1 protein-coding gene is annotated in these 447 nt (G+C 47.2%); it reads right to left on the reverse strand.

Features of this window, described 5'->3' with window-relative positions:
* Positions 1-200: 200 nt before the first annotated feature.
* Positions 201-447, reverse strand: a 247-nt coding sequence (locus D7Y13_RS50130) for a hypothetical protein (protein ID WP_208734634.1), incomplete at its 5' end; no start/stop codon positions are given.

Below are 447 nucleotides of genomic sequence, written 5' to 3' on the forward strand. Positions count from 1 at the left end.
ATTTCGAACAGAGCCGTTAAGCCCCGTGCTGCCGATGGTACTGCCGTCAAAGGCGGGAGAGTAGGAAGGTGCCACCTGTTGATATCAAAAGCAAAAAGGTCGCTTGCCAACTGGCAAGCGACCTTTTTGCTTTGGCGCAATCAGAATAGAAATTTCTGTTATGTTTAGCGTATTTGAAAGCAGTTGCTCACTAATTCAAATTACCTTTTGTTTGAAACGATCTGTACATTACGAACCATGGCCTCTTCAACTGTGGCCGGGTTGTGAGAGCAGATGAACAGCCCAACCATCACCTCGCTGGGTAGGTTACTCATTTCGTGCGAACCAACGGACTGTAAATCAGCCCCTTTTTTGGCGATTCGCATCGTGTAGGTGCTGCCTTTACGTTCCAGTTGAACAGTTTGAATGTTCTTTTCGGGACTGAAAATTTCATCCTCGGGGTCACGC

It is taken from the genome of Corallococcus praedator, from assembly GCF_003612125.1.
In the GTDB taxonomy this organism is placed as follows: Bacteria; Myxococcota; Myxococcia; order Myxococcales; family Myxococcaceae; genus Corallococcus; species Corallococcus praedator.